This is a genomic window from Flavobacterium sp. (genome assembly GCF_039932285.1).
Lineage (GTDB): Bacteria > Bacteroidota > Bacteroidia > Flavobacteriales > Flavobacteriaceae > Flavobacterium.
The window spans coordinates 24527-47926 of record NZ_JBDTQE010000008.1 but is presented as its reverse complement, the minus strand read 5'-3'; the positions used below and the strand labels follow the sequence as shown (position 1 = coordinate 47926).

26 protein-coding genes are annotated in these 23400 nt (G+C 33.5%); 17 read left to right on the top strand and 9 right to left on the bottom strand.

Annotated features, from left to right (window positions below):
- The first annotated feature begins 40 nt into the window (after positions 1–40).
- From ABI549_RS03225 to rnpA, 6 genes are all read left to right on the top strand, one after another.
- Positions 41–604: a DUF177 domain-containing protein gene (locus tag ABI549_RS03225; RefSeq protein ID WP_348075014.1), complete on the top strand. Its 564-nt coding sequence runs from the start codon at positions 41–43 to the stop codon at positions 602–604.
- A gap of 9 nt (positions 605–613) precedes the next feature.
- Positions 614–808, top strand: a complete 195-nt coding sequence (rpmF, locus tag ABI549_RS03220; RefSeq protein ID WP_011964469.1) for a 50S ribosomal protein L32 — start codon at positions 614–616, stop codon at positions 806–808.
- A 161-nt stretch (positions 809–969) separates the two neighbouring features.
- A complete protein-coding gene (locus ABI549_RS03215; protein ID WP_348075013.1) occupies positions 970–1971 on the top strand; it encodes a beta-ketoacyl-ACP synthase III in 1002 nt (333 codons plus the stop codon).
- An 84-nt stretch (positions 1972–2055) separates the two neighbouring features.
- Complete coding sequence (gene accB, locus ABI549_RS03210) at positions 2056–2535, top strand: acetyl-CoA carboxylase biotin carboxyl carrier protein (RefSeq protein ID WP_348075012.1); 480 nt, start codon at positions 2056–2058, stop codon at positions 2533–2535.
- A gap of 88 nt (positions 2536–2623) precedes the next feature.
- A complete protein-coding gene (gene accC, locus ABI549_RS03205; protein ID WP_348075011.1) occupies positions 2624–3970 on the top strand; it encodes an acetyl-CoA carboxylase biotin carboxylase subunit in 1347 nt (448 codons plus the stop codon).
- Positions 3971–4075: 105 nt separating this feature from the next.
- Positions 4076–4450, top strand: coding sequence for a ribonuclease P protein component (gene rnpA, locus ABI549_RS03200; RefSeq protein WP_348075010.1), 375 nt, complete (start codon positions 4076–4078; stop codon positions 4448–4450).
- A 145-nt stretch (positions 4451–4595) separates the two neighbouring features.
- Here rnpA and pckA read toward each other — a convergent pair whose 3' ends face one another.
- Both pckA and ABI549_RS03190 read right to left on the bottom strand, forming a co-directional pair.
- Positions 4596–6221: a phosphoenolpyruvate carboxykinase (ATP) gene (pckA, locus tag ABI549_RS03195; RefSeq protein ID WP_348075009.1), complete on the bottom strand. Its 1626-nt coding sequence runs from the start codon at positions 6219–6221 to the stop codon at positions 4596–4598.
- A 69-nt stretch (positions 6222–6290) separates the two neighbouring features.
- On the bottom strand, positions 6291–6677 hold the full coding sequence (locus tag ABI549_RS03190) for a DUF423 domain-containing protein (protein ID WP_348075008.1): 387 nt from the start codon (positions 6675–6677) through the stop codon (positions 6291–6293).
- 84 nt (positions 6678–6761) lie between these two features.
- Here ABI549_RS03190 and ABI549_RS03185 point away from each other — a divergent pair, with 84 nt between their 5' ends.
- Positions 6762–8132 carry a saccharopine dehydrogenase C-terminal domain-containing protein gene (locus tag ABI549_RS03185; RefSeq protein WP_348075007.1) on the top strand — a complete coding sequence of 457 codons (1371 nt, stop codon included), beginning with the start codon at positions 6762–6764 and terminating at the stop codon, positions 8130–8132.
- Positions 8133–8257: 125 nt separating this feature from the next.
- Positions 8258–8728 carry an Lrp/AsnC ligand binding domain-containing protein gene (locus ABI549_RS03180; protein WP_348075006.1) on the top strand — a complete coding sequence of 157 codons (471 nt, stop codon included), beginning with the start codon at positions 8258–8260 and terminating at the stop codon, positions 8726–8728.
- A gap of 48 nt (positions 8729–8776) precedes the next feature.
- Here ABI549_RS03180 and ABI549_RS03175 read toward each other — a convergent pair whose 3' ends face one another.
- Together ABI549_RS03175 and ABI549_RS03170 are read right to left on the bottom strand one after the other, a co-directional pair.
- Entirely contained in the window at positions 8777–9460 is a 684-nt protein-coding gene (locus ABI549_RS03175) for a zinc metallopeptidase (RefSeq protein WP_348075005.1), read from the bottom strand.
- A gap of 276 nt (positions 9461–9736) precedes the next feature.
- Positions 9737–12763: a class I tRNA ligase family protein gene (locus ABI549_RS03170; protein WP_348075004.1), complete on the bottom strand. Its 3027-nt coding sequence runs from the start codon at positions 12761–12763 to the stop codon at positions 9737–9739.
- Between the two features lie 65 nt (positions 12764–12828).
- On the opposite strand from ABI549_RS03170, the gene ABI549_RS03165 reads away from it, so the two are divergent.
- The 5 genes from ABI549_RS03165 to truB all read left to right on the top strand — a co-directional run bounded on the left by ABI549_RS03165 (position 12829) and on the right by truB (position 15853).
- Positions 12829–12987, top strand: a complete 159-nt coding sequence (locus ABI549_RS03165) for a hypothetical protein (RefSeq protein WP_348075003.1) — start codon at positions 12829–12831, stop codon at positions 12985–12987.
- 77 nt (positions 12988–13064) lie between these two features.
- Complete coding sequence (locus tag ABI549_RS03160) at positions 13065–13940, top strand: permease-like cell division protein FtsX (protein ID WP_348075002.1); 876 nt, start codon at positions 13065–13067, stop codon at positions 13938–13940.
- A 65-nt stretch (positions 13941–14005) separates the two neighbouring features.
- On the top strand, positions 14006–14245 hold the full coding sequence (locus ABI549_RS03155; RefSeq protein ID WP_348075001.1) for a DUF3098 domain-containing protein: 240 nt from the start codon (positions 14006–14008) through the stop codon (positions 14243–14245).
- A 115-nt stretch (positions 14246–14360) separates the two neighbouring features.
- The gene (locus ABI549_RS03150; protein WP_348075000.1) at positions 14361–15146 is read left to right on the top strand and encodes an undecaprenyl-diphosphate phosphatase; all 786 of its coding nucleotides are present in this window, start codon (positions 14361–14363) and stop codon (positions 15144–15146) included.
- Positions 15146–15853, top strand: a complete 708-nt coding sequence (truB, locus tag ABI549_RS03145) for a tRNA pseudouridine(55) synthase TruB (protein WP_348074999.1) — start codon at positions 15146–15148, stop codon at positions 15851–15853. Before ABI549_RS03150 ends, truB begins: the two co-directional genes overlap by 1 nt.
- Here the strand turns inward: truB and ABI549_RS03140 are convergent.
- Complete coding sequence (locus ABI549_RS03140) at positions 15807–16430, bottom strand: thioredoxin family protein (protein WP_348074998.1); 624 nt, start codon at positions 16428–16430, stop codon at positions 15807–15809. The two genes, truB and ABI549_RS03140, sit on opposite strands and share 47 nt — an antisense overlap.
- A 74-nt stretch (positions 16431–16504) precedes the next feature.
- Between ABI549_RS03140 and ABI549_RS03135 the strand changes: the two genes are divergently transcribed.
- Positions 16505–17059 carry a DNA-3-methyladenine glycosylase I gene (locus ABI549_RS03135; RefSeq protein ID WP_348074997.1) on the top strand — a complete coding sequence of 185 codons (555 nt, stop codon included), beginning with the start codon at positions 16505–16507 and terminating at the stop codon, positions 17057–17059.
- Positions 17060–17098: 39 nt separating this feature from the next.
- On the opposite strand, the gene ABI549_RS03130 is transcribed toward ABI549_RS03135, so the two are convergent.
- From ABI549_RS03130 to ABI549_RS03115, 4 genes are all read right to left on the bottom strand, one after another.
- Positions 17099–17947, bottom strand: coding sequence for a hypothetical protein (locus ABI549_RS03130; RefSeq protein WP_348074996.1), 849 nt, complete (start codon positions 17945–17947; stop codon positions 17099–17101).
- 54 nt (positions 17948–18001) lie between these two features.
- Positions 18002–18643 carry a leucyl/phenylalanyl-tRNA--protein transferase gene (gene aat / locus ABI549_RS03125; protein WP_348074995.1) on the bottom strand — a complete coding sequence of 214 codons (642 nt, stop codon included), beginning with the start codon at positions 18641–18643 and terminating at the stop codon, positions 18002–18004.
- Between the two features lie 343 nt (positions 18644–18986).
- Positions 18987–19364, bottom strand: a complete 378-nt coding sequence (locus tag ABI549_RS03120) for a DUF3127 domain-containing protein (protein WP_348074994.1) — start codon at positions 19362–19364, stop codon at positions 18987–18989.
- 3 nt (positions 19365–19367) lie between these two features.
- A complete protein-coding gene (locus ABI549_RS03115) occupies positions 19368–20243 on the bottom strand; it encodes a flavin reductase family protein (protein WP_348074993.1) in 876 nt (291 codons plus the stop codon).
- Between the two features lie 102 nt (positions 20244–20345).
- Between ABI549_RS03115 and ABI549_RS03110 the strand changes: the two genes are divergently transcribed.
- The 3 genes from ABI549_RS03110 to mtgA are packed head-to-tail and all read left to right on the top strand — an operon-like array spanning position 20346 to position 23343.
- On the top strand, positions 20346–21491 hold the full coding sequence (locus tag ABI549_RS03110; RefSeq protein ID WP_348074992.1) for a HAMP domain-containing sensor histidine kinase: 1146 nt from the start codon (positions 20346–20348) through the stop codon (positions 21489–21491).
- The gene (locus ABI549_RS03105) at positions 21488–22600 is read left to right on the top strand and encodes an FAD-dependent oxidoreductase (protein ID WP_348074991.1); all 1113 of its coding nucleotides are present in this window, start codon (positions 21488–21490) and stop codon (positions 22598–22600) included. Before ABI549_RS03110 ends, ABI549_RS03105 begins: the two co-directional genes overlap by 4 nt.
- Positions 22600–23343: a monofunctional biosynthetic peptidoglycan transglycosylase gene (mtgA, locus tag ABI549_RS03100; RefSeq protein WP_348074990.1), complete on the top strand. Its 744-nt coding sequence runs from the start codon at positions 22600–22602 to the stop codon at positions 23341–23343. Before ABI549_RS03105 ends, mtgA begins: the two co-directional genes overlap by 1 nt.
- The last annotated feature ends 57 nt before the right edge of the window (positions 23344–23400 follow it).

Sequence of the window (23400 nt, the reverse complement as noted above, 5' to 3'; positions counted from 1 at the left end):
ATCTTTGCACTCCCTAATAAAGGAACAAATTGTTGTTAAGATGAAAGTTACAAATGAATTTTTAATCCCATTCATAGGATTAAAGCTAGGTAAACATCAGTTTGAATACCAAATTAGTAAAGCGTTCTTTGAGCACTTTGAGTTTGACGAATTTGAAAGCGCCAACATCAAAGTAAACATAGTATTAGAAAAGAAAAACACAATGCTTGAATTAAATTTCAAACATTCAGGAACCATAAATGTTCCGTGTGATTTAACTAGCGAAGATTTTGATTTACCAATAAAAGGAAATCTAAAACTCATCGTTAGATTTGGCGAAACATTCAATGACGAAAATGAGGATTTACTCATTTTACCCATAGGAGAACACCAAATAGATGTAGCACAGTATATTTATGAAATGATTGTCTTGTCTATACCGCTCAAGAAAATTCATCCAGGTATAAAAGATGGTACTTTAGAAACTAAAGCCCTATCAAAACTGAAAGAAATAAGTGTTACTGAACAAACACAAGAAAAAAACGTTCAAGAAGAAACAGAAATAAAAGCAGAGAATACAGACCCGCGTTGGGACAAATTGAAAACACTATTAACGGATAAATAATTTTGCAAAATGGCACATCCTAAGAGAAAGATCTCCAAAACAAGAAGAGACAAAAGAAGAACTCACTATAAAGCAACTGTTGCTCAAATCGCAACTTGTCCTATAACTGGTGAAGCACATTTATACCACAGAGCTTACTGGCATGAAGGTAAAATGTACTACAGAGGTCAAGTAGTTATCGACAAACAAACAGCTGTTGCTTAATACATTTTTTGTATAAAACACCTAACTCTCACTAAGTGAGAGTTTTTTTGTTGGGTATAACCGAAAAATAAAAATTGAAACAAATAAATTTTTAGTTTAAAGTTTTTTTGTAACTTCATCGTCTTTTAAAATCTTCTTTTTAGAAGCATTATTTGAATTTTATGAATACAATTACAGCCGCAATTACAGCCGTTGGCGCATACGTACCTGATTTTGTACTTTCTAACCAAGTGTTGGAAACCATGATCGATACTAACGATGAATGGATAACAACTCGTACAGGAATCAAAGAAAGAAGAATTCTTAAAGAAAAAGGCAAAGGAACTTCCTTTCTTGCCATAAAAGCAGCACAAAACCTAATCGAAAAATCAGGAATAAACCCTGCAGAAATAGATATGGTAATAATGGCAACTACAACACCAGATATGCCAGTGGCATCAACTGGAGTTTTTGTTGCTAGTCAAATAGGTGCTGTAAATGCTTTTGCATATGATTTACAAGCAGCTTGTTCTAGTTTCCTATACGGAATGTCAACTGCCGCAGCTTACATACAATCAGGACGTTATAAAAAAGTATTATTAATTGGTGCTGATAAAATGTCATCAATAATCGATTATACCGACAGAGCTACTTGTATCATCTTTGGAGATGGAGCAGGAGCTGTTTTATTCGAACCAAATACCGAAGGATTAGGATTACAAGACGAATATTTACGTTCAGACGGAATAGGTCGCGATTACTTAAAAATTGACGCTGGAGGTTCTATGCTTCCTTCTTCAAAAGAAACAGTTGAAAACGGTCAGCATACTGTTTTTCAAGATGGTAAAACAGTTTTCAAATATGCCGTTTCAGGTATGGCTGATGTAAGTGAGAAAATTATGCAACGTAATAATTTATCTAACGATGATGTAAACTGGCTAGTCGCACACCAAGCAAACAAACGTATTATCGATGCAACAGCACAACGTATGAATCTTGACGAATCGAAAGTATTGTTAAATATTCACCGTTACGGGAACACAACTTCAGCAACTTTACCATTATTATTAAGTGATTTCGAAAATCAATTAAAAAAAGGAGATAACCTTATCTTTGCTGCTTTTGGTGGCGGGTTCACTTGGGGATCTATCTATTTAAAATGGGCATATAATAAAAAGGATTAAATGATTCGAGAATTGAAAGATTAAGTTATTACTGTAATCTTTCCGTTTTTAAAATAATAAAAACCATAACTAAAACGAATAACCATGGATTTAAAAGAAATTCAAAATCTAATCAAATTTGTAGCAAACTCAGGTGTTGCAGAAGTAAAATTGGAAACAGGAGATGTAAAAATCACCATTAGAACAACTTTAGAAGGTAGTACAGAAACAACTTATGTACAACAAATGCCTGCCCAAAACATGTTACAACAAGCAGTTGCTCCACAACAAATTGCTCCAGTTGCTCAAACTCCAGTTGCACCAGCAGCAGACGAAAATGCTAAATACATTACTGTAAAATCACCAATTATTGGAACTTTCTACAGAAAACCTTCTCCAGACAAAGCAATGTTTGTAGAAGTTGGAAGCACAATCGGAAAAGGAGATGTTCTTTGTGTGATAGAAGCTATGAAATTATTTAACGAAATCGAATCTGAAGTTTCAGGTAAAATCGTTAAAGTATTGGTAGATGATATGTCACCAGTAGAATTTGACCAACCATTATTCTTAGTAGACCCTTCTTAAATTTAGATTTCAGATTTCAGATTTTAGAGTTTTTTGAAAAGTCTAATTGTCTAATAATCTAATTGTCTAATAATCTAAATAAAAAAAGATGTTTAAAAAAATATTAATAGCAAACAGGGGCGAAATAGCACTTCGTATTATTAGAACCTGTAAAGAAATGGGAATAAAAACCGTTGCGGTTTATTCTACAGCTGATGCTGAAAGTTTACACGTAAAATTTGCTGATGAAGCAGTTTGTATTGGACCACCACCGAGTAATTTATCTTACTTAAAGATGTCTAATATTATTGCTGCTGCTGAAATTACAAATGCAGATGCAATACATCCAGGTTACGGATTCTTGTCTGAAAATGCTAAGTTTTCTAAAATATGTCACGAACATAATATCAAGTTTATTGGTGCTTCACCAGAAATGATTGATCGTATGGGAGATAAAGCTTCGGCAAAATCGACTATGATAGAAGCAGGAGTACCTTGTGTTCCAGGTTCAGTAGGGATTTTAGAGTCATACGAACAAGCAGAGCAATTGGCTTCTGAATTTGGCTACCCAGTAATGCTTAAAGCAACTGCTGGAGGTGGTGGAAAAGGAATGCGTGCTGTTTGGAAACAAGAAGATTTACTAAAAGCTTGGGAAGGGGCTCGTCAAGAGTCTGCCGCTGCTTTTGGAAATGATGGTATGTATCTTGAAAAACTAATTGAAGAACCTAGACATATTGAAATTCAAGTTGTTGGAGATTCTTTTGGAAAAGCTTGTCATTTGTCAGAAAGAGATTGTTCGGTACAACGTCGTCACCAAAAACTAACAGAAGAAACACCATCGCCATTTATGACCGATGAACTTCGTAATAAAATGGGATTAGCTTCTGTAAAAGCTGCTGAATATATTAAATATGAAGGTGCAGGAACGGTGGAGTTTTTAGTTGACAAACACCGTAATTTCTACTTTATGGAAATGAATACTCGTATCCAAGTAGAACACCCAATTACAGAACAAGTTATCGATTATGACTTAATTCGTGAACAAATTATGGTAGCTGCAGGAATTCCTATTTCAGGAAAAAATTATTTCCCAAATATGCACGCTATCGAATGTCGTATTAATGCGGAAGACCCTTACAATGATTTCCGTCCTTCACCAGGAAAAATCACCGTATTACATTCGCCAGGAGGTCACGGAGTTCGTTTAGATACTCATGTTTACGCAGGTTATACCATCCCACCAAATTATGACTCAATGATTGCAAAGTTAATTACAACTGCGCAAACACGTCAAGAAGCTATCAATAAAATGAAACGTGCTTTAGACGAATTCGTAATAGAAGGAATAAAAACTACCATTCCTTTTCACAGACAATTAATGGATGATGAAAGATATGTTGCAGGTGATTACACCACAGCATTTATGGATACTTTTGTTATGAAAGAACAAAAATAAATTGAAAATCCCGATTTAAAAATCGGGATTTTTTTATTTAAAAAATATTGGTTTGAAAAAAATCATACCACTTAACTTCGTATTTTTGCTTCTTTTATATCATTAATGAATAACACGTATCCAAAGACCGAAAAGCTAAAAAGCAAAACAACTATCGATTTACTTTTTTCGGAAGGAAAATCAGTCTCTAAATACCCTTTGCGATTGGTTTATGTTCCAATTGATTTAGAAAATGAAGAGCAAATAAAAATGGGCGTTTCAGTTTCTAAAAAATATTTCAAAAAAGCGGTAGATAGAAATTATTTCAAACGTGTTTTGCGAGAAACTTATCGCTTAAACAAACATTTGTTGTTAGAGAATTCAGAAAAAATATATGGGTTTATGTTTTTTTATCAAACCAAAGACCGCTTATCTTATCAAGAAATTAACGAAAAGACAATTCAACTGTTTGAGAAATTCGTGGCTTCGATAAAAGAGTAACGGTTTATTTTCAAGACCTGTCTTTCCCACGAAGGTGGGAAGCCAAAATAGATTCCCGCCTGCGCGGGAATGACAAAAAAGTGGAAAACAAAAAAGAGTTACTCTAGTGAGTAACTCTTTTTTTATAAACCGAATTAATAACGTATTATAATTGTGGTCCTGCTTTTATTAGATTTTTCCCTTCTTCATTATCTGTATATTGAACAAAGTTTTTAACAAATCTACCTGCTAAATCTACTGCTTTTGTATTCCATTCTGAAGCATCAGCATAAGTGTTTCTTGGATCTAATATTTCTGAATTCACATCATTTAAAGATGTTGGAACTGCAAAATTAAAAATGGGCACTATTTTAGTTTCTGCTTTTTCGATAGAACCATCTAAAATGGCATCAATAATAGCACGAGTGTCTTTTATAGAAATACGTTTTCCCGTACCGTTCCAACCTGTATTTACCATATAAGCTGTTGCGTTGTGTTCTTCCATTTTTTTTACCAATTCTTGTCCGTATTGTGTTGGATGTAATGATAAAAATGCTTTCCCGAAACAAGCCGAGAATGTTGGCTCTGGTTGCGTTACGCCTCTTTCTGTTCCTGCTAATTTTGCAGTAAATCCAGATAGGAAATAGTATTTTGTTTGTTCTGGTGTTAACTTAGATACTGGAGGCATCACTCCAAAAGCATCAGCAGTTAAGAATATTACTTTTGTTGCATGACCTGCTTTAGATACTGGTCTTACAATATTGTCAATATGATCTATTGGATAAGAAACTCTTGTGTTTTGAGTAACCGATCCGTCTTTAAAATCTATTTTCCCATTAGCATCAACTGTTACGTTCTCAAGTAACGCATTTTTGCGAATAGCTTTATAGATGTCTGGTTCATTTGCTTCGCTTAAATCGATTGTTTTTGCGTAACAACCGCCTTCAAAGTTGAAAACACCGTCGTTATCCCAACCATGTTCATCATCACCTATTAATTCTCTTTTAGGATCTGTAGATAAAGTTGTTTTTCCTGTTCCTGATAATCCGAAGAAAACCGCAACATCACCATCTTTTCCTTTATTAGCAGAACAATGCATCGAAGCCATTCCTTGTAATGGCAAGTAATAGTTCATCATCGAGAACAATCCTTTTTTCATTTCGCCACCATACCAAGTTCCTCCAATTAATTGAATTTTTTCGGTCAAGTTGAATGCTACATATACTTCTGAGTTTAATCCGTGTGCTTCAAAATCTTTAAATTCAGTTTTAGAACCGTTCATTACCACAAAATCAGGCTCTCCGTAAGTTTCCATTTCAGCATCGGTAGGACGGATAAACATATTTTTTACAAAATGTGCTTGCCAAGCTACCTCAACAATAAAACGAACTTTTAGACGGGAATTTTCGTTAGCACCACAAAATGTATCTACTACAAAAAGTCTTTTTCCAGACAATTGATTAACTGTGGTTTCTTTTAGTGCATTCCAAGTATCTTGAGAAATTGGCTTGTTATCGTTGACTGCTTTGTCTGATGTCCACCAAATCGTGTTTTCGGTAACAGCATCCTTTACAATATATTTATCTTTTGGGGAGCGACCTGTAAATTCGCCTGTCATTACATTTACAGCGCCAAGTTCGGTTAGCTGTCCTTTTTCGTATCCTTCAAGAGCAGGATTTAGTTCTTCTTGGTATAAAAATTCAAACGAAGGATTATGAATTATTTCTGAAGCGTTTGTTATTCCGTACTTTTCTAACGAAATCGATTTCGTAGATTGTTTATATGTTTCCATAAATAATTTTATGTGTGAATACTTGAACAAAGTGCAAAAGTATAAATATTATTTCAAACAGATTTAATATTATGCCTTTTTTATGCTTATATAATAAAAAGAAATTACCCAAGAAATTATAAGAAACAATCCTCCTATTGGCGTTATTGGCCCTAGAAATTTAAAATTCAAACCCATTACTCCGCTCGATGCTAACAAAAATATAGATCCTGAGAATAATATTGTTCCCGATAAAGTCAGATAAAAAACAATCTTTTTCTGTTCAGGTAAAAGCATTTGTGTGGTTCCTATAAACAATAAAAAAAATCCGTGGTACATCAAGTAACGCACACCAACTTCAAATGAAGATAATTGTTCCGGTGTTAAAACTTTTTTTAATGCGTGTGCTCCAAAAGCACCCAATATAATCGAAATAAATCCAAAAACTAATGCAGTGAGAATGATTTTCTTGTCCATAATCTTTTTAATTAAAACTTCTGTTTTCTTTCGTCAAAAATATAACATTTCATTACATTTGCGTCACTTTTTTACAATCAAAAAATGAGAAATGTACTTATTATTGGAGCTGGACGCTCAGCTTCATCACTTATAAAATATCTTTTAGACAAGTCTGAAAGTGAAAATTTGCATCTAACCATTGGTGACTTATCGCTAGAGTTAGCCCAACGCAAAACAAAAAATCATAAAAATGCTACTGCCATTGCTTTAGATATTTTTGATACAAATCAGAGAAAATCAGAAATTCAAAAAGCAGATATTGTCATTTCTATGTTGCCTGCGCACATGCATATTGAAGTAGTAAAAGATTGTGTTGTTTATAAAAAACACATGGTGACCGCTTCTTATATTAGTGATGCCATGCAAGAATTAGATGCTGCTGCCAAAGAAAATAATTTAGTTTTCATGAACGAAATTGGGCTCGATCCAGGTATAGATCACATGAGTGCTATGAAAGTTATTGATGAAATTCGTGACAAAGGCGGAAAAATGATACTTTTCGAATCCTTTTGTGGCGGACTAGTAGCTCCAGAATCCGACAACAATCTATGGAACTACAAATTTACTTGGGCACCAAGAAATGTAGTTTTGGCCGGACAAGGTGGCGCAGCAAAGTTTATACAAGAAGGAACTTACAAATATATTCCATACCACAAACTATTTCGTAGAACCGAATTTTTAGAAGTAGAAGGATACGGACGCTTTGAAGGTTATGCCAATCGTGATTCTTTAAAATACCGAAGCATTTATGGTTTAGACGATGTCCTAACTTTGTATCGAGGAACGATTAGAAAAGTAGGTTATTCGAAAGCATGGAATATGTTTGTGCAATTAGGAATGACTGACGATTCGTATATAATAGATGATTCTGAAACTATAAGTTATCGTGAATTTGTAAACCTATTTTTACCTTATCACCCAACCGATTCTGTCGAAATAAAACTTCGTTTAAGTCTTGGTATCGAACAAGATGATATTATGTGGGACAAATTATTAGAACTCGATTTATTTAATAAAAATAAAATTGTGGGTCTAAAAGATGCTACACCAGCACAAATTCTCGAAAAAATATTGACCGATAGTTGGACTTTGCAACCACAAGACAAAGACATGATTGTCATGTATCATAAATTTGGTTATGAGCTAAACGGAAAACAACATCAAATAGATTCTAAAATGGTTTGTATTGGCGACGACCAAACTTATACCGCCATGGCAAAAACTGTAGGATTGCCGGTAGCTATGGCAACTTTACAAATCCTAAACGGAAAAATTACAACTCCTGGTGTTCAGTTACCAATAAAAGAGGAAGTGTATTTACCTATTCTGAAAGAACTAGAAGAATTTGGTATTCACTTTAAAGAAACGGAAATGCCTTATGTAGGTTACAATCCAGATAAAGCTAGAAATTAATTTAAACTGATATTTCTTTTTTCAACACGAATTCTACTAATTTCCACAAAATAATTAGTGGAATTCGTGTTGAAATACAGTTTTTTTAAAACCAAATCTCTATTTTTGATTTAAATTTATAACTCATGAAGATAAATCAGTTGCAAATAGAAATAGATGGCATCGATAAAGAGATACTTCGTTTCCTGATGGAAGACGCACGAAAACCGATACTTCAAATTGCTAATAAAATAGGAATTTCTGGCGCAGCCATTCACCAACGATTGCGAAAATTAGAAGATGCAAAGGTTATTTCGGGTTCAAAACTAATTGTAAACACAAAAGTTTTGGGTTACAATACGATGGCTTTTGTGGGTGTTTATCTAGACAAAGCATCAAGTAATGCTGAAGCTGTTAAAGAATTAAAGAGAATTCCCGAAGTATTAGAATGTCATTATACCACAGGAAATTGGAGTATTCTTATCAAAATTATTTGTCGTGACAATGAGCATTTGATGAACTTACTGAACAAAAAAATACAGCCCATTACCGGTGTTTCTAGAACGGAAACATTCATATCTTTAGACCAACAAATAGAAAGACAAATTCAGTTATAAAAAAATCCGCTTCTTTCGAAACGGATTCTAGTTCATTGTTTTTTAAATTTATCTTCTATTCATGTAGATAGAAATGTAATACAATAGGGTTGCAATAGATCCTAAAGCAGCAACGACATAAGTTCTTGCGGCCCATTTTAAAGCATCTTTGGCTCCAGCTTGTTCTGCTGGATTCAGCATATGTTTGTTCTCTAACCATGCCAAAGCGCGATTACTAGCGTCATATTCTACAGGTAAAGTAATAATAGTAAATAAAGTTGTTGCGGCAAAAATTACAATTCCCACCAATAATAATGATGGAAAAGTTCTAACCATCAAGATTCCTGCTAACAATATCCATTGCATGTAACTTGAAGCAATGTTTACGACAGGAACTAGTTTTGACCTCATCGTTAACCATTCGTAACCTACAGCATGTTGCACAGCGTGACCACATTCGTGAGCTGCAACTGCTGCCGCTGCTGCATTTCGTTGATTGTAAACTGCTTCACTCAAGTTTACGGTTTTATCTACTGGATTGTAATGATCTGTTAGTTGTCCCGCAACCGAAATGACTTGAACATCACGAATTCCGTTATCGGCAAGCATTTTTTCGGCAATTTCTTTTCCCGACATTCCGTTTTGCAATTGCAATTTGGAATAATGTTCAAACTTACTTTTTAGTCGTGAACTGACTAACCAGCTTGCAAGCATGATTACTCCCATTAAAATCATTGAAGGTAAACTATACATATTCTTATTTTTTTTAAATTAAACTATAAATTTATGTAAATAACATCAAATTGTGCGCCATTTTTTTTGAATGTCATTTTGACGGGAGTTTTTTTTAATCACATAGAAACATAGATTTTTTAATACCCAAAAATCAAAAACATCTATGTTTCTATGTGGTTTATACCAAACACATTTATAAATTAGTATAAAAATTAGCTTCTTTTTTGAACCATTAAGATATTTAAGGAAATTAAGTAAGACTATTTTATATACATTATGGTATTATATTGTTATTTACCCAACCAAATTTATCACTTTTCCAGGAACAATAATCACTTTTTTAGGTGTGTTTCCGTCGAGTTGTTTGATGGTTCGCTCGTCTTTCATGATGATTTCTTCAATTTGTGCTGGTGTTAAATCCAGAGGCAAATTGATCGTGAATTTCATTTTTCCGTTAAACGAAACAGGATATTCTTTGTCGCTTTCTACCAAATATTTCTCGTCACAAATTGGGAATGCTACTGTCGAAATCGACTCTGAATTCCCTAACTGATTCCATAATTCTTCAGAAATATGCGGCGCATAAGGCGAAAGTATAATCGCTAATGGTTCTAGAATGGCTCTTTCGTGACAGTTTTGTGTTCCCAATTCGTTGACACAAATCATAAACTGCGAAACGGAAGTATTGAAAGAGAAATTCTCGATGTCTTCTGTTACTTTTTTGATGGTTTTGTGTAACGATTTTAGACTTTCTTTCGATGGTTCGTTGTTTGTTACAATTAACCCATTATCATCAAAATACAAACGCCAAAGTTTTTTTAGGAATCCAAAAACACCTGTAATTCCGGCAGTATTCCAAGGTTTTGATTGTTCTAACGGGCCAAGAAACATTTCGTACAAACGTAAAGTATCTGCTCCGTATTCGTTACAAATGTCATCTGGATTGACAACGTTGTATTTTGATTTAGACATTTTCTCTACTTCGCGAGATACTGTGAATTTACCATTATATGGAACAAAATCTAAATCTTGATATTGAAAATTTTCAGTTTTTAACTTTTCAATATCTAATTCATTTTTTAAATCAACATATTCTACAGGGACATGAATTTTATATAAAATATTTCCAAAAGCTCCAATAGTAACCTTTTCATCAAGCCCAGACTCTTTTAGTTCATCCCAAATTGGCTTATTTAATTTTTCTTCTATTTCAGATTTAGCTATGCTTTCGTTCTTTTTTATCTCTTCTATTAATTCATTAGAACAGATAGTATCTAGAATTTTATATTTATCCTCAATTCGTTTAAATTCAGCTTCCTCTTGAGTAGAAAAGATTACAGATTGCTTTTTGAATAATCCAAATCCAATTTTATGAATAAAAGCACTTTCCCCCAAAATCATTCCTTGATTAATCAATTTCTTGAATGGTTCTTCTGTTGGTGCGTAACCTCTATCTTTTAGGAATTTGTTCCAAAAACGAGAGTACAATAAGTGACCAGTAGCATGTTCGCTTCCGCCAATGTATAAATCAACGTTTTCCCAATATTTTATGGCTTCTTTGCTTGCAAATTCGTTCTCATTGTGTGCGTCCATGTAACGCATCCAATACCATGACGAACCCGCCCAACCTGGCATGGTGTTCAATTCTAAAGGAAAAATTGTCTTATCATCAATCAACTGATTACTAACAACTGAACACTGAACACTATCCCAAGCCCAATTTGTAGCATTTCCTAATGGTGGTTGTCCGTCTTCGGTTGGCAAATATTTCTCTACTTCTGGGAGTTTAATTGGCAAATGTTTGGCATCAATCATTTGTGGCAATCCATTTACATAATACACCGGAAATGGTTCTCCCCAATAACGCTGGCGAGAGAAAACTGCATCACGCAAACGATAATTTGTTTTTCCTTTTCCTTGGTTTATATTTTCTAATTCTGAAATCGCTTTTTTGGTTGCTTCTTTATAATTTAATCCGTTCAAGAAATCGGAATTGGCAATAATTACATTGTCTTTCGAACCATACGCTTCGGTAGAAATATCTACCTTATCGAAAATGTTTTTAATTTCTGGCATTCCGTTTTGACCTTTGAAGAAATTTGCAAAAGCATAATCTCTTTCATCGCCACAAGGAACTGCCATTACTGCACCAGTTCCGTAACCTGCGAGTACATAATCACCTATCCAAACTGGAATAGGTTCTTTAGTAAACGGATGTTCGGCATAAGCACCAGTAAATACGCCCGAAATGGTTTTTACATCGGCCATACGCTCTCTTTCGGAACGTTTTGCTGTTTTTTCGATATAGGCATCGATAGCATCTTTTTGTTCTGGAGTGGTGATTTCTTGAACCAAAGGATGTTCTGGAGCCAATGTCATAAACGTAACGCCGAAAATAGTGTCGGGACGAGTCGTGAAAACTTCAATATGATATTTATACATTTTCAAATCGAATGAAACCATGGCTCCTACTGATTTTCCAATCCAGTTGCGTTGGCTTTCTTTGATGCTTTCGCTCCAATCGATATCATTTAGTCCTTGTAACAAACGTTCGGCATACGCAGAAATTCGCATGCTCCACTGGGTCATTTTTTTACGAATAACTGGGTGTCCACCACGTTCGGAAACGCCATTTACAATTTCATCATTGGCTAAAACGGTTCCTAATCCTGGGCACCAGTTTACTTCGGTTTCGGCCAAATAAGTTAATCGGTATTGTAATAGTATTTGTTGCTTTTTCTCTTCCGAATAAAATCCCCAATCTGATGGGAAAAATATTTCAACATTATCGTCGCAAACTGCATGAACTGTTGCATTTCCTGCCATTTCAAAAATAGAAATCAACGTTGAAATGTCTTCGGCTTTATCAGTGTCTTTATTGTACCACGAATTGAATAATTGAATAAAAATCCATTGGGTGTGTTTGTAATAATCGGCATTTGAGGTGCGCACTTCACGACTCCAATCGAATGAAAATCCTATTTTGTCTAGTTGTTCACGGTAACGAGCAATGTTTTCTTTGGTCGTTTTGTCTGGATGTTGCCCAGTTTGTATAGCGTATTGTTCCGCCGGAAGTCCAAAAGAATCATAGCCTTGTGGGTGCAAAACATTGAATCCTTTGTGGCGTTTGAATCTGGCTACAATATCCGAAGCAATATATCCCAGTGGATGCCCAACGTGTAATCCTGCTCCTGAAGGATAAGGAAACATGTCTAAAACATAATATTTGGGTTTATCTGATGTATTGCTTGCGGCAAATGTTTGGTTGTCTGCCCAGTGTTTTTGCCATTTGGCATCTATTTCGTTCGGAGTATATTTCATTGTTTAAGGTACTAAGGTTCTGAGGCATTAAGGCTCAGAGGTTTTATAAAAATTCTGATACAAAAATGATTGGTCTTTTAGCCCTGATGGAAGTGGAAATCCTTTTGTTTTTTTCTTTAAAAAACAAAAGATTGGAACAAACAGCAGGAATATGGTTGGCAAAAATGCGCAAGCCATTCGCTTCAAGAAAATATTTTATTGCGACAAATTTACATTTATTATAAGAAAATGGAAAGTTTGAACGTTAATAACTTTAAATAAAGAAATACTTTATTATTTTTACCCAATAATTTTATTTAGTATGAGTTCTTCTTTCGATAATTTTCAAAAACGTAGATTAATCACGTCTTATTTTTCAGTAGTATTAAGTGTTTTCCTTGTATTGTTTTTACTGGGACTTTTAGGGTTTTTTATTATAAATTCTAAAAAATTGTCTGATGATTTTAGAGAAGGAATTGCGATGTCGGTTTATTTTAAAGATGAAGCAAAAGATACGACTTTAGCCAATTTTAAAACAGAATTGAAGGCTTCGAAATTTGCTAAAACATTTGCTTATGTGTCTAAAGACCAAGCGGCAAAAGAACATACAGACATTATTGGAGAAAATTTTATGGAGTTTTTAGGCATGAATCCTTTGCAAAATTCTTTTGATATTCACTTAAGAGCAGATTATGTTGTGGCGGATAGTATTTCAAAAATTGAAAGTAAAATGCGCGAAAACACCTTAATTTCGGATATTGTTTATGACAAGCAATTGGTAAATATGGTAAACGATAACATCAAAAAAGTAAGTTTATGGATTCTTATCATTAGCGGAATTTTTTGTGTGATTGCCGTTTTGCTTATCAATAGTTCGATGCGTTTGTCGATACATTCTAACCGATTTATCATAAAAACCATGCAAATGGTAGGCGCAACAAAATCATTTATTAGAAAACCTTTTATTTGGCGCGGTATAAAACTAGGAATGATAGGTGCGGGAATTGCTATTGTTGCTTTACTTGGTGTGTTGTTTTATGTTGACACTAATTATCCTAATTTCGGAATACTTAATGACAAATTAGCTATAGCTGCAATATTGTTGGGCGTTTTGGGAACAGGTATTTTAATTACTTTACTAAGCACTTATTTTGCAACACAAAGATTTTTGAACTTAAGAACGGACGATTTATATTAAAAGTTGATTTGGTTAATCGGTTATTTGGTTAATCGGTTATTTGGTTAATCGTTAAAAATAAAAACATGGAAAATAAAGAACAAGGATTTCTTTTCGAAAAAGTAAATTATAAGATTCTACTCATAGGAATTGCAGTTATTGCAGTCGGATTTATACTAATGTCTGGTGGTGGAAGTGATAATCCAGCAGTTTTTAATAAAGAGATTTTTAGCTTTAGAAGAATACGATTAGCACCAACCATGGTTTTAATTGGTTTTGGAATTACCGTTTATTCTATTTTGAAAAAATCTAAAAAAGATAATTAGACCGTTAGACTTCTTAGATTACTGCGTCAGTTCGCTGTCGCTCGTGTATTATATTAAAATTACATTTAACTACATCTAAGAAGTCCGAAAATCTAAAAATCTAAAAATCTAAAAAATGAACACAATTCAAGCCATAATTCTTGCTATTATAGAAGGAATTACCGAATTTTTACCTGTTTCGTCAACAGGGCATATGATTATAGCCAGTTCTTTTTTTGGAATTGCTCACGAAGATTTTACCAAACTTTTTACCATTGTCATTCAATTAGGTGCGATACTTTCGGTGGTGGTTTTGTATTTTAAAAGGTTTTTTCAAACTTTAGATTTTTATTTTAAATTATTAGTTGCTTTTATTCCAGCGGTTGTTTTAGGACTGCTTTTTAGCAAAAAAATTGATGCTTTATTAGAAAGTCCAGTTACCGTTGCGGTTTCTCTTCTTATTGGCGGAATTATTTTATTAAAAGTAGATGATTGGTTTAATAATTCATCTGAAACTGAAATTACTTACCTAAAAGCTTTCAAAATCGGATTGTTTCAATGTATTGCCATGATTCCTGGTGTTTCTAGAAGTGGGGCGAGTATTGTAGGTGGAATGTCTCAAAAACTAGCCAGAACATCGGCAGCCGAATTTTCTTTTTTTCTTGCCATTCCAACGATGCTTGGCGCAACGCTTAAAAAATGTTACGATTATTATAAAGATGGCTTTGTACTGAGTCATGACCAAATAAATATGCTAATTATTGGAAATATAGTGGCATTTATTGTGGCACTTTTAGCAATTAAAACATTTATTGATTTTTTAAGTAAACATGGTTTCAAAATTTTTGGTTATTACCGAATCATAGCTGGAATTGCATTACTACTTATACACTTTTTTATTCATCCGCTTACCATCATTTAATGACGCCAGAAGATTACCTAAACGGTCAAGTTTTACTGATAGACAAACCATTAAAATGGAGTTCGTTTCAAGCTGTAAATAAGCTAAAATATTCGCTTATTAACAAATTAGGCTTGCCCAAAAAGTTTAAAATTGGTCATGCGGGAACTTTAGATCCTTTAGCAACTGGTTTGTTAATTGTTTGTACAGGAAAATTTACCAAAAGTATTTCCGAAATACAAGGTCAAGCCAAAGAATATACTGGGACTTTCTACATTGGTGCCACGACGCCTTCGTATGATTTAGAAACCGAAATAGATGCTACTTTCCCTACCGAACATATTACAGAAAGTTTAATTCACGAAACAGTCAAACAATTTTTAGGCGAAATAGACCAAAAACCACCTGTTTTTTCGGCCATCAAAAAAGATGGCGTGCGATTGTACGAACATGCTCGGGCAGGAGTTGAAGTCGAGATTGCTTCCAGAAAAACACAAATACACGAATTCGAAATTACGCGAATAGCATTGCCTGAAATCGATTTTAGAGTGGTTTGTAGCAAAGGAACTTATATTCGCTCGTTGGCTTATGATTTTGGATTAGCTTTGCAATCTGGCGGACATCTTACAGTTTTACGAAGAACAAAAATTGGCGATTATGATGTAAAAAATGCTGTTGATGTTACTTTGTTTGATGAGTCAATTCCTCCAAATGATGCATCAATGTAGTTAATTCATTCTGTGTGCTCAAACCTTTGTCATGCAAATACCATAATTGTAATTCGGTCTTTGCAGTATTATCAATCACTCCATATTGTTGCTTATAGCTTTTTATAAGTTTTGTGGCGCCTTCAGGTCTTGGCCCCCAAGTTCCTTTAAACTGTAAGGTTTCTTTTTCGAGAATTATTAATTTCGGAATAGACTTGCTGCCATTAGTCAAAAACAAATCCATTAATGGTTTATTTTCATCTCTAAACAATATTTTTAACTCAATATTATTTGATGCATTGGACATTTTATTAAAAATAGGAATTAATTGCGCAGCATCACCGCACCAACCTTCAGTAAGAACTAACCAATAATATTGATGTTTTAGCGAATTTAACCCTTGCATACTTTCAATTCCTACATGAAGAGTTTTATCTAGTCTGTTCATTCTGGTTTCATTCAACTTACTATAATGAAGCAAATCATCTGATTGCTCATCACCTGTAGATTTTCCTTGTTGAATTAGCTCAAAAATAATATTCCGATATTCTAAATAACTAAGTGCATTTAAAAAGCTTTGAGCTATAATTGTCTTCATACGATCTAAATTACTAAAGTAAATTTACAAATTATTTTAAAACAAATTATTACATTTGGAAAAACTCTTTATTTATGAAAACTCGTTGTGCTTGGTGTTTATCCAGTGATTTATATAAAGAATATCATGATAACGAATGGGGAAAACCCGTTTACGATGATGCAACTATATTTGAATTTTTAATCCTTGAAACTTTTCAAGCCGGCTTGAGTTGGATAACTATTTTGAACAAAAGAGAAAATTTTCGACTGGCTTTTGATAATTTCGAGTACAAAAAAATTGCAAATTATTCTGAAGCAAAACAAGAAGAATTATTGCAAAATTCGGGAATTATTAGAAACAAACTCAAAGTAAAATCGGCAGTAACAAATTCGATTGCTTTTATGGAAATTCAGGAAGAATTTGGCAGTTTTAGCAAATATATTTGGGGTTTTGTAGATGGAAAACCTATCTTAAACAAACCAAAAACACTCAAAGAGGTACCTGCAACCTCAGCCATATCAGACGCTTTGAGCAAAGATTTAAAAAAACGTGGATTCAAATTCGTGGGCTCGACTGTGATGTATGCACACATGCAAGCAACAGGAATGGTAAACGATCATGTAGAAGATTGTTGGACGATAGGATAAATCGATGACTAAAAAAACCTTAATTATTTCAAAATGTTGTTAGTGGCTTGCTTTTTCGTTTACTAATTCTCCATTTACAATTTTTAATAGTGTAATATGTTCGTTTCTATCTTCATCAAGATATTTTATTCTCAGTATTAAGTCGTTAAATTTTTCAGGAATTCTATGATTCATTATTTCATCCGCCTCGGTGCTTTTTCCTTCATGATATAAAGAATATTTCGCTGTCAAATCTATATTTTGAAATGGAGGAATATTATTTACTTTGTTTAGTTCGTCAATATGTGTAAAGTGTTCTTTTCCAATACTTTCTATAATTACATTAAAAGCTGGAAAACTTGAATTATTATAAATTGTAAAGTTAAATCTCCATTCGATTTCCCAATAAATAATTGGATGGTTACTAACACTATAAACTGTTCTTCCATCTACTACTTCTTTAGGGTTTTTAGTGCTATAGCCTTGATTGTAACGACCTCCATTTTTCCAAATCAAATCAGCTTCAAGAAAAGGAGCTTCAACTTTTTTATTTTTAATTTCTCCATTTAGCTTTTTTGCACTTTCTTCTTCAGCTAAATTCTTCCAGTTATTTAATATTTCAACAGTATATTTCTTTTCGTCTTTGTCAATTAATGTTGCACAATTACTACAAAGCCAAATTGCATTATCGATGTGAATTCTTTGTTCAGTTGTTAAATTTTCATCATATCTCGGGCCACCACTTGAAGCAGCAGTAATATGAGCTGTATTACCAATAGAAGTTGCTTTTTCTGCGACTTCATTTGCACCAATTGTCAATTTTCTACAATCAGGATTAGAACATAAATATCCAACTCTTTTCGGTAAAACTTCAATGGTTGTTTTTTTAAAATCGTCTCTGTTTGCCATTTTTTTATGTTTACTTAAGCTTGCCACAACTTATTTATATATCTCCTATCTAATTCAAATATTTTTACTCAAAATCCTCAAAAAATCTTCTCTAGGAATTTCTCTACAACCCAAACTATCTAAATGATCGTTATAAATCTGACAATCTAATAAGTTATAATGATTTGTTTTTAGATAATTTACCAATGAAATAAATGCCATTTTCGAAGCGTTACTTACCTTAGAAAACATACTTTCTCCACAAAAAACAGGATGCATATCTACACCATATAATCCGCCCACTAAAACATCATTTTGCCAAACCTCAACCGACATTGCTTTGCCTAATTCGTGTAGTTTACAATAAGATCCAATCATTTCATCGGTAATCCAAGTGCCGTATTGTCCTTCTCGTTTTACGCTTTGACAATTCTGGATTACTTCACGAAAAGCTTTATTAAAAGTTACTTGAAAAACATTTTTATTGATGATATTTCGCATACTGTGAGAAACGATTAATTCCTCTAAAAACAAAACCATTCTTTCTTTTGGCGACCACCACATTATGGGATCGCACTCTTCAAACCAAGGGAAAATTCCGTTTTGGTAAGCCAATAATAACCTTTCGGTAGATAAATCGCCACCAATAGCTAAAAGACCGTCGGGCGAAGATTCGTTTGTATTAGGAAAAGATAATTCTTCGGTTAAAAAATGCATAATTAATAATAATTTCAAAAATCAATCGCAATCGCAAAAATCAATATAAAAAAACACTGTTGTCTGATAAAAAAAAGTAAATGATTTATTTCACGCAAAGGCGCGAAGTCGCCAAGGTTATGATTGATATTCTTTGCGACTCTGCGACTTTGCGACTTTGCGTAGTTTTTTTCAAAAACAAGCTAAAAAGTGAATAATTCAGCAAAATCAATGCTTATCGAATGAAATCATATTTTTATCGGACAACAATGATAAAAAAACAAAAAAATCATTCTGAACTAGAAATATTGCTTAGTTCAGAATGATAGTCTTTTCTCTTTATTCTTGTTTCTTTTATCTAAAATTAAAACGGTAAATCGTCGTGTTCTTCTTCTTTAAAGTTTGTTGCCGGCTCAAATGTTTCAGCTGTTGGCATTGGTGGCGATTGTGTATTTGGTGCCTGTGTAGCTGCCAAACGCTCTATTCTCCAACCTTTAATACTGTTGAAATATTTAGTTTCTCCTTGAGGATTCACCCATTCTCTTCCACCTAAATTAATAGATACTTTTACGTCTTCTCCAACATTATAACTGTTTAATAAATCAGCTTTATCTTGAACAAATTCTATCATTATCGATTGTGGATATTGCTCGTCTGTGGTTACAACCAATTCTCTTTTTTTAAATGAGGCACTAATTTGTTGTTCTGCCCCAACCACTTTAATTTTTCCTGTAACTTCCATAACTTATCGTTTTGCTAATAGTACTTTCCATGCTGAAAGTATGTCTTGATTATTCAAATATTCTTTTGCTTTCAACTGTATTTTTTGCTCATCATCGGAACTTAAAACACCTTTTACAGCAAAATTTTCGTTTACAAATATAGTAATTTCTTCTTCAGTAGGCAAAGCTTCAATATTTCCTAACATGCCTAAATCATTTCCATCAAAAACGGAGCTTTCTTTAATAAAATTTGGAATATGATCGACTCCAATTCCTAATGTTACCAATGGTTTTGGCACTTCAAACAAACCTTGATTGGAACGAGAATACCAGTTTCCACCTAATCTTGATACTAAATCGATTTTATATTGGTCGATGGCGCCTTTTTCGTCTAAAATTTCTTCATTAATATGAATACGAACTACTTCACAAATAATTAAATTCCCAGCACCACCTTCTTGCCCTAGTTCGATGATTTCATTTACTTTACATTCAAACTGAACAGGCGATTCTGCCACACGAAAAGGTTTTACAACATCGGAAGCGATAGGTGTTAAACCAGCTTTTAGAAATTCGTTAACCCCTTCAGCATATTCTGTACTTGATAATGAGGTTTGCTGTACAATATCATAATTTACAACATTTATAACCACTTCTCGAGTGACTTTTGCGTTTTCTAAAGTGTGTTTTGTAGTATTGTCACGCACACGTCTTGCTGGCGAAAAAATAAGAATTGGCGGATTTGCACTAAAAACATTAAAAAAACTAAATGGCGATAAATTTGGTTTTCCATCAGCATCTATTGTGCTTGCAAACGCAATAGGTCTAGGGCTTACAGCACCTTGCAAATAACCTTGTAGTTGCGCTGTGGTAATGTCTTTTGGAGAAATGCTAAGCATAATTGTTTGTTTTCTACAAAAATAAGAAAAGCAATTGAATAGAAATAATTATACTAAATCATTAATGTCTTTTTTTATATATTTATACACTCAAGAAAAAATATGCGGTTTTCAAATCAAAATAACACAACCCGTTGGGTTCTAATCATCTGCTCGTTCCTAATCACCGTGCTGATTTTATGGAATACTTATACTTTTTTTCAAATTTTTAAAAACGAAGAACGTTTAAAAATAGAATTATGGGCCGAAGCACAAAAAAGCATCAATAATGCCTCTTCAGACACTGATCTCGATCTTGCTTTTAACATTATTACAAACAACAATACCATTCCCATTTTATTAACCAATCAGAAGGATAGTATTCTTCAGTCGATTAATATTGACGAAAATATCATCAAAGATTCGATAAAAGCAAAAGCACTTTTACAAAGTTTCAAAAATGCCAACAAACGTGTAGAAATGCAGTATGCAAAAGGGAAATTTCATTATTTGTACTACACCAATTCCCCATTATTAAACAAATTAAAATATTATCCCATTGCTTTATTACTGATCATTTTCTTGTTTGGCGCATTGGTTTATAATTATTATAAAACCAATAAAATTTCTGGGCAAAACAAACTTTGGGCAGGAATGGCAAAGGAAACAGCACATCAAATAGGAACGCCATTGTCATCACTCATTGGTTGGGTCGAAATTATGAAAGCTGATAATGTAGATGAAACTACAGTCGAAGAAATAGAAAAAGACATTCACAGACTTCAAAATATTACAGATCGTTTTTCTAAAATTGGTTCAGAACCTGTTTTAGAACAGACAGATTTAGTTGAAGAAACCCAAAAAGCCTACGAATATTTACAATCTAGATTTTCTAAACAAGTAATTTTTACTTTTAAAGCGCCTGAACATCAAATTCCAATTTCAATGAATCCAATATTGCACAGCTGGACGATAGAAAACTTGGTCAAAAATGCCATCGATGCCATGAAAGGTCGAGGTTCTATAGACATAACAATTGAAGATGATTGGAAAACCACTAAAATAAAAGTAACCGATTCTGGTAAAGGAATACCTAAAAATCAATTTAAAACCATCTTCGAGCCTGGTTTTACAACCAAAAAAAGAGGTTGGGGATTGGGACTTTCGTTAACCAAAAGAATTGTCGAAGAATACCACAACGGAAGAATAAAAGTATTACAATCTGAAATAAATAAAGGAACAACAATTCAAATAAGTTTTAAACGATGAATTTAAGTTATTGGGAACTCAAAAACTGGTTTACAAATGTAGATTATACGATTGTAGGAAGCGGTATTGTTGGACTTCATACTGCATTGCGTTTGCGTGAAAAATTTCCTGAAAGTAAAATTCTTATCCTAGAAAAAGGCATGTTACCCGAAGGAGCAAGTACAAAAAATGCGGGTTTTGCCTGTTTTGGAAGTTTATCTGAAATTATCGATGATTTAAAATCACATACTGAAGAAGAAGTAATTCAACTGGTACAAAAACGTTGGCAAGGATTACAATTACTCAGAAAAAATTTGAGTGACGAAGCGATCGATTTTAAACCTTTTGGTGGTTATGAACTGTTTTTAAAAAATGATGAATCTACTTATAACGAATGTTTACAGAAATTACCGTTCATCAACGATGTTTTAAAACCAATTTTTAGAGCTGATGTTTTCGAGAAGAACATCGATCGATTTGGTTTTCAAAATATTCAAGAATATACCATTTTCAATCCGTTTGAAGCACAAATAGATACTGGAAACATGATGCAAGCTTTACTAAAAAAAGCGCAAGCAAATGGAATTTTAATTTTGAATAATCAGCCGGTTTCTAACTTTTATGACAATGGAAATGGTGTGCAAATTCAGGTAAACGATTATAGTTTTACAACAAAAAAGTTGTTGTTTGCTACCAATGGTTTTGCTGGAGAAATAACCAAAAATGAAGTAAAACCAGCCAGGGCACAGGTTTTAATCACCGAACCTATTCCGAATTTAGATATAAAAGGCACTTTTCATTTAGACAAAGGGTACTATTATTTCAGAAATATAAATGATCGAATATTATTTGGCGGTGGTAGAAACCTTGATTTTGAAAGAGAAAATACTTCGCAATTTGGTCAAACAGAAATAATACAAAACAAACTGGAAGAAATCTTAAAAACCGTAATTTTGCCCAACACCGATTTCAAAATTGCCCACCGTTGGTCTGGCATTATGGGTTTAGGCAATAGCAAAAGACCCATCGTAGAATCCTTATCAGAGAACGTATATTGTGGCGTGAGATTGGGTGGCATGGGTGTAGCCATAGGGAGTTTAGTAGGACAAGAATTAGCAGATTTAATATAATGGCGACAAAAAAAGCAACAAAACCAAAAGCAAAACCAGCTCCTAAAAAAGAAAAAACTAGTTTTGGGAGTAAAGTAAAAAGTTTTATTTTCAAATTTACCTTATGGTTCGTGGGACTTTCGGTACTTATGGTTATCATTTTTAGATTTGTTCCTGTGTTTTACACACCTCTTATGATTATTCGAGCATTCGAACATAATGAAGCGGGAAAAGACATGGTTTGCAGTCACCAGTGGGTTTCGCTCGAGGATATTTCGCTCAATTTACCCAAAGCAGTTGTAGCAAGTGAAGACGGTCATTTCTTAAAACATAATGGTTTCGATTTTAGTGCCATGAATAAAGCTTTCAAAAGCAATCTGAAAGGTAAAAAACTAAAAGGCGGTAGTACTATCTCTCAACAAACCGCAAAAAATGTTTTTCTGTGGCAAGGTCGAAGTTATTTAAGAAAGGGATTAGAAGCTTATTTTACAGTACTTATAGAGCTTTTTTGGGGCAAAGAACGCATCATGGAAGTCTATCTGAATAGTATCGAAATGGGCGATGGCGTATATGGTGCCGAAGCTGCAAGCAAACACTGGTTTCACAAAAGCGCAAAGAATTTAACCAAATACGAAGCCGCTTCTATCGCAGCAATTCTCCCAAATCCCAGAAAATATAAAGCAACTAATTCTTCTGCTTATGTCGAAAAAAGGAAAAACAAAACTTTACGAGTGATGAAATCAGTTGGAAAATTAGAATATTAAAATTTTGGCTGCATTTTTGATAACAATTTAAGAAAATTACCAACTTTCCTAAATTTA

Coding starts and splice junctions, on each gene's coding strand:
- ABI549_RS03225 (WP_348075014.1), top strand. CDS start 41: ATGAAAGTTACAAATGAATTTTTAATCCCATTCATAGGATTAAAGCTA.
- rpmF (WP_011964469.1), top strand. CDS start 614: ATGGCACATCCTAAGAGAAAGATCTCCAAAACAAGAAGAGACAAAAGA.
- ABI549_RS03215 (WP_348075013.1), top strand. CDS start 970: ATGAATACAATTACAGCCGCAATTACAGCCGTTGGCGCATACGTACCT.
- accB (WP_348075012.1), top strand. CDS start 2,056: ATGGATTTAAAAGAAATTCAAAATCTAATCAAATTTGTAGCAAACTCA.
- accC (WP_348075011.1), top strand. CDS start 2,624: ATGTTTAAAAAAATATTAATAGCAAACAGGGGCGAAATAGCACTTCGT.
- rnpA (WP_348075010.1), top strand. CDS start 4,076: ATGAATAACACGTATCCAAAGACCGAAAAGCTAAAAAGCAAAACAACT.
- pckA (WP_348075009.1), bottom strand. CDS start 6,221: ATGGAAACATATAAACAATCTACGAAATCGATTTCGTTAGAAAAGTAC.
- ABI549_RS03190 (WP_348075008.1), bottom strand. CDS start 6,677: ATGGACAAGAAAATCATTCTCACTGCATTAGTTTTTGGATTTATTTCG.
- ABI549_RS03185 (WP_348075007.1), top strand. CDS start 6,762: ATGAGAAATGTACTTATTATTGGAGCTGGACGCTCAGCTTCATCACTT.
- ABI549_RS03180 (WP_348075006.1), top strand. CDS start 8,258: ATGAAGATAAATCAGTTGCAAATAGAAATAGATGGCATCGATAAAGAG.
- ABI549_RS03175 (WP_348075005.1), bottom strand. CDS start 9,460: ATGTATAGTTTACCTTCAATGATTTTAATGGGAGTAATCATGCTTGCA.
- ABI549_RS03170 (WP_348075004.1), bottom strand. CDS start 12,763: ATGAAATATACTCCGAACGAAATAGATGCCAAATGGCAAAAACACTGG.
- ABI549_RS03165 (WP_348075003.1), top strand. CDS start 12,829: ATGATTGGTCTTTTAGCCCTGATGGAAGTGGAAATCCTTTTGTTTTTT.
- ABI549_RS03160 (WP_348075002.1), top strand. CDS start 13,065: ATGAGTTCTTCTTTCGATAATTTTCAAAAACGTAGATTAATCACGTCT.
- ABI549_RS03155 (WP_348075001.1), top strand. CDS start 14,006: ATGGAAAATAAAGAACAAGGATTTCTTTTCGAAAAAGTAAATTATAAG.
- ABI549_RS03150 (WP_348075000.1), top strand. CDS start 14,361: ATGAACACAATTCAAGCCATAATTCTTGCTATTATAGAAGGAATTACC.
- truB (WP_348074999.1), top strand. CDS start 15,146: ATGACGCCAGAAGATTACCTAAACGGTCAAGTTTTACTGATAGACAAA.
- ABI549_RS03140 (WP_348074998.1), bottom strand. CDS start 16,430: ATGAAGACAATTATAGCTCAAAGCTTTTTAAATGCACTTAGTTATTTA.
- ABI549_RS03135 (WP_348074997.1), top strand. CDS start 16,505: ATGAAAACTCGTTGTGCTTGGTGTTTATCCAGTGATTTATATAAAGAA.
- ABI549_RS03130 (WP_348074996.1), bottom strand. CDS start 17,947: ATGGCAAACAGAGACGATTTTAAAAAAACAACCATTGAAGTTTTACCG.
- aat (WP_348074995.1), bottom strand. CDS start 18,643: ATGCATTTTTTAACCGAAGAATTATCTTTTCCTAATACAAACGAATCT.
- ABI549_RS03120 (WP_348074994.1), bottom strand. CDS start 19,364: ATGGAAGTTACAGGAAAAATTAAAGTGGTTGGGGCAGAACAACAAATT.
- ABI549_RS03115 (WP_348074993.1), bottom strand. CDS start 20,243: ATGCTTAGCATTTCTCCAAAAGACATTACCACAGCGCAACTACAAGGT.
- ABI549_RS03110 (WP_348074992.1), top strand. CDS start 20,346: ATGCGGTTTTCAAATCAAAATAACACAACCCGTTGGGTTCTAATCATC.
- ABI549_RS03105 (WP_348074991.1), top strand. CDS start 21,488: ATGAATTTAAGTTATTGGGAACTCAAAAACTGGTTTACAAATGTAGAT.
- mtgA (WP_348074990.1), top strand. CDS start 22,600: ATGGCGACAAAAAAAGCAACAAAACCAAAAGCAAAACCAGCTCCTAAA.